This window comes from Thalassolituus sp. UBA2009, from assembly GCF_002335285.1.
In the GTDB taxonomy this organism is placed as follows: Bacteria; Pseudomonadota; Gammaproteobacteria; order Pseudomonadales; family Oceanobacteraceae; genus Venatoribacter; species Venatoribacter alkanivorans.
The window spans coordinates 1-4316 of sequence record NZ_DDCJ01000036.1; the positions used below are offsets into that span (position 1 = coordinate 1).

Consider the following 4316-nt stretch of genomic DNA (forward strand, 5'->3'; position numbering starts at 1 on the left):
GCGCTGCAGCAGACTTTGTTCGATAGACATAAGCATTACCCTTAAATTAAGGCGGGCCATTATGCACAAAAACACCCTTTTTGTCGCCTGTGTCAAAAACTGTAAAGCCGGTTCAGGCTCTTTGCTGAGCCTGTAGCCCTGCTCCGCTTTTCACGACAGCACTGCCCGTATACGAAAAAGCCTGAATATCCTCAGCGGATATTCAGGCTTTTAATAAAATACAGAGGCTGAGCCCTTCAGCTCAAATCTCAGTTCATCTGCAGGGCAGCAATATCAGGGAAGCGTTCCTGCCAGCCGTCGATCAGGTCATGCTGGTCGATATCCCACGGATGGAAGCCATCCTGGAAGAACAGACGCATCGACTTCAGGTTGTCACGCAGAATGCCTTTTTTACCCCAGAAGAATTTTGTCGCTTCAACCCACTCTCGCAGACTGGGAAAATGCCGGTCGGCTTTCAGCATCAGGAACTGGTAGTACGCCAGACGCGAGAACAGGCCGATAATCGAAATAAACATCACGCGTTTGCGTAGTTTTTCGTTATTCACCTTCAGACGGTAAATATCGAAGGCCACCGCCTTGTGCTCGATTTCTTCCACCGCGTGCCAGATCAGCATCTGGCGGATGGTCGGATCAACGTCATCAAGAATTTCCGGATTTTTCAGCAGAAACTCGGCCATGGAGGCGGTGAAATGCTCCATCGCTACCGTGAGTGCCAGCTGACGGCCACGACCCAGCGTGCGCTTAAGCATGGCTACCCGTTTCTGTAGCCGGGCCGTAATTTCGTGCATCGGAAAGCCCATCTGGTCGATGGTATTGTTCAGCCCTTCATGGGAGTGGCCGTGGTGTGCTTCCTGACCGATAAAACCGCGGATCTGCGCCAGCAATACAGGGTCTTTGATTTCGTTCTGATAGTTACGCACCGAGTGAATAAAGAAGCGCTCGCCATCCGGAAACAGTGCCGACAGCGCATAAAAAAACGTGCTGACCAGCGAGTTATCTTTAAAGGTGTACTTACGCATCGGAGCAGCGGTATCGAACGCCATGCGCCGTGGTTTGATTTCTACCGACTGTGATTTATTGTTGTGCTCAGTCATGGTGTTACTCCAGAGATAGAACAGGGTCTGCCGGCAACCTGAGCCTTATAACGCGACGGATCGAGGGAGGCTGCAGACAGGTTATTGCTGTAAGCGGGTACAGCGTCGTTGTCATTTAACATTAGCCGGATAAAAGTGCCCGGATAACAGTGGCCAGATAAGACATCCTGACATGCTCAGCACTATGACATACTCGGGCAACTGTCCCCCGGTGATAAGCTTGCAGTCTCCAGTGCAAAAAGCGCAAACGCAGTCGCCGGAGCAGATCCCTGACGGATACAGCAATACCGACACAAAAAAGCAAAAACAATAACCGCAGAAACAGGCATAACATCAGGCATGAAGACCATCGGCACCGGCGCCTACAGCATCTCCTCCGACTATCTGATTCTGCTGACCGAACTGGCGTTCGAGCGCGGCATATCGGCCGCCGACCTGTTGATTGATTCAGGCCTGCCGGAACAGATTCTGTTCCAGCCCGGCGTGCCCGTTGGCCATGAATCCTGCCTGAAGGTTATTGAACGCTTCTGCCGCCTGACCAATGACCTCGGTATCGCGCTGGAATACGGCAAGCGCATGACCCTGTCCAAGCACGGCGCTCTGGGCTACGCCGCGCAGTACAGTGCCACCATGGGCGATGCGGCATTAAAGGTGATGCGCTATGTTGAAACCCGCGCCCAGATTTTCGAAATCGCCCGCGCCAGCAGCGAACATCACCGCCACCTGACCATTACCCCGCGTTTTGATAACCCGGTTGCCGGCCCCTTTATTACCCTGGCCTTTCTCAGCAGCGTCGAAACCATCTGCCGCACTCTGGTCGGCAGCTATGGCCTGACGGCTGAAAGCTGCATCCGCATGGTCTGCCCGACCGATCTGGCACAGCAAAGCACCCTGCCGCATTGCAGCGTAATCGGAGAACAGCGCGACAACAGCCTGACCTGGCCGGCCGATGCCCTGGAACATCCGCTGCCCTTTTTTAACCCGGAGCTGGAAACCCTCGCCGAGCAGCAACTGCAGAACGCACTCACCAGCCTGACCAAAAGCGGCTCTGTCAGCGGTAAAGTACGGGAAATTCTCAACGACCGGCTGCAGGATATGCCCACCGTTGAGCATGTGGCCTCCATGCTCTGCATGTCGGCCGCCACCCTTAACCGCAAACTCAAAGCCGACAGCAGCAGTTTTCAGCAGCTGAAAGACGATGTCCGCTACCGCCACGCCCAGCGCCTGCTGAAGCAGGAAGATCTGGCCATCGACCTGATCGCCGAGCAACTGGGCTACAGCGACGCCAGTAACTTCGCCAAGGCCTTCAAAGCCTGGTCCGGCGTATCACCCTCGCAATACCGGCAAAGCGCCTGAATCCGGGCGGTTACAGCAACCGATAGCTAAAAAGAATTAAGAGGCTTACACCTATAAACTCTTTTAACTGGTCACACTCCCGGCTTTTCCGTATCTAAGGCCCCTTTCGCTCCGCAACGGCAGATACTCTCTATGCGCAAATCTCATGGTCCGGCCAAAAATTCCGGCTCCACCTTCGGAAAAAGCAAACAACGCCCGGCCAAAAGCCAGAGTTCGCGCCCGCCGCAGAAACAACGCCAGAGCCGTGCCGCTTCAGGTTCAGCTAACGGCCGCCGCGGCAACGGTGATGAAGCCCGTATTATCCAGCTCTGGTCGCAATGGCAGTCGCAGGCTGTAAAACCGCCGCTTGATCGCTGGCTGCGTGGCCAGCTGCGCGCACCGCGTCAGGCCGACAGCGCCGACAACAGCCGCGCCCTGAGCGAAGCCATGTTCAGCGCCCTGCGCTTTCAGCAACTGGCCTGCGCGCTGGAAGATATGCTGAATGAACGCAACGGCGTCAGCGCCAGCCATGCCGCAGAGCACGACTGGCAGAGCTGGGATGAGCAATGGCAACCCGCCGCAGCCGATACCATGCACCCCAGTGCGTTCTGGTACTGGATTCAGCTGCGCAGCCTGCAGCCCTGGAATTTCGTGCGCATGGTGCGCCAGGACGAACAACGCGCCCACCTGTTTGCCAGCATTGAACATCAGGTAAAAGCCAAACCGTTATCCCCGCTTGCCCTGCTCTGGCACGGCGTGCGTCCGTCCTTTCTGCCGCTGCTGCAACAGCGCGCCAAACGCAGCCAGTGGTCAGACAGCGACCTGCAGCGTTTCCTGCAGATGCAGAATGGCTTCCCGCCGCTGTGGTTACGCATCAACGACCTGCGCCTGAATGAATTAGCGGCCGATGCACGGGAGCTGAAAGCCCTGCAACTGCGCCTGCAGGAAGAAGGCGTCAGCGCCCAGCTGCGTGACGACCACCTCTGCGCCAGCGGTGGCCGCGGCGTAAACAGCAGCGAGCTGTACCGTAACGGTGTGATCGAAATTCAGGATCTGGCCAGCCAGCAGATTGCCGCCGCACTGGCTGCCCGCCCCGGTGATAAAATCTGGGATGCCTGCGCCGGTGCCGGCGGCAAAACCCTCGCTCTGGCAGCGAAGATGAACAACAAAGGCGCCGTCGTCGCCACCGATCTGCATCAGCACAAACTGGATGAATTAAAACGCCGCGCCAGCCGCGCCGGTGCGCGTAATGTGCGGACTTTTTTGTGGGATGCCATTGCACCGCTGCGCCTGCCACAGGAAATTGCCCGCCAGCAGGGCTTCGACAAAGTACTGGTCGACGCCCCCTGCAGCTCCGCCGGAACCTGGCGCCGCAACCCCGATGCGCGCTGGCGCTTTAACAGTGCCGACAGCAACGAACTGCAGCAGATTCAGCTGAATATTCTGACCCAGGCCGCACCGGCCATACGCCCCGACGGCATACTGGTGTACGCCACCTGCAGCTGGCAGGTAAGCGAAAACGAAGACATCGTCAGCGCCTTCCTGCAGGCCAACCCGGCCTTCAGCCTGCAAAGCCAGCAAATGTTAGGTGCGCCGGAAGATGACTGCGACTGTATGTTTGTAGCGGCAATGAAGAAGGCAGGAAACTGAGCGGTTTTATCGCCGGAGTGACAGGGGTTACTCCGGCTGTAGCTTAATTGGTTACTGCGTTTCAGGTTGAAACGCCTTTCCGGGGCTCCGCCCCTGGCCCCCTGCAAGGAGAGGTATCTCCTTACGATCCTCTCTTTTCGGCACGTCCGGCTTCCTCCAGCCAACTGCAATGATTATGCGGCACGCAAAACAATTCGCCCCGGAACGACGCTTTAAAACACCAACAATTTGTATCGT

At 56.8% G+C, this 4316-nt stretch carries 3 protein-coding genes; 2 read left to right on the forward strand and 1 reads right to left on the reverse strand.

Annotation, left to right across the window (positions count from 1 at the left end):
* Nucleotides 1-248: 248 nt before the first annotated feature.
* Nucleotides 249-1094 (reverse strand): metal-dependent hydrolase, encoded by an 846-nt coding sequence (locus tag B3P58_RS03960; protein WP_145469122.1) that lies wholly within the window; start codon nucleotides 1092-1094, stop codon nucleotides 249-251.
* A 339-nt stretch (nucleotides 1095-1433) separates the two neighbouring features.
* Here B3P58_RS03960 and B3P58_RS03965 point away from each other — a divergent pair, with 339 nt between their 5' ends.
* Both B3P58_RS03965 and B3P58_RS03970 read left to right on the forward strand, forming a co-directional pair.
* Nucleotides 1434-2450, forward strand: coding sequence for a helix-turn-helix domain-containing protein (locus B3P58_RS03965; protein ID WP_286716169.1), 1017 nt, complete (start codon nucleotides 1434-1436; stop codon nucleotides 2448-2450).
* Nucleotides 2451-2582: 132 nt separating this feature from the next.
* Nucleotides 2583-4079, forward strand: coding sequence for an RsmB/NOP family class I SAM-dependent RNA methyltransferase (locus tag B3P58_RS03970; RefSeq protein WP_286716170.1), 1497 nt, complete (start codon nucleotides 2583-2585; stop codon nucleotides 4077-4079).
* Nucleotides 4080-4316: the final 237 nt, after the last annotated feature.